Origin of the sequence: Psychroserpens mesophilus, from assembly GCF_050617655.1 — a bacterium.
GTDB lineage: Bacteria > Bacteroidota > Bacteroidia > Flavobacteriales > Flavobacteriaceae > Psychroserpens > Psychroserpens mesophilus_A.
Window position 1 is genome coordinate 1 of sequence record NZ_JBODQC010000478.1, and the last position, 239, is coordinate 239.

Here is a 239-nt window from a genome sequence, read left to right on the forward strand (position 1 = left end):
CTTTTTTGTAAAAGCTTCAACACCTCTAGGTTATCACCTTCTATGTATAGGTTTTGGGTGGTGTCCCAATCAACACTTTCTTCTGGTGCTGGACGTAACGTTCCTGTACTTGGTTTTTGGGCTTCACGTCTGGCATTGGCTTTACCTGCCCATGTAAAACGGTAGTATTCTTCGCCTTGTTCTTCTTCTTCGCCTAAAACTTCTTGTAATACCTTAAAGTCTATTTTGCCTTCGGTTAC

1 pseudogene is annotated in these 239 nt (G+C 41.8%); it reads right to left on the bottom strand.

The window, feature by feature from the left end:
- Window positions 1-239, bottom strand: a pseudogene (locus tag ACRHNM_RS18070) (site-specific DNA-methyltransferase); the annotation flags it as partial.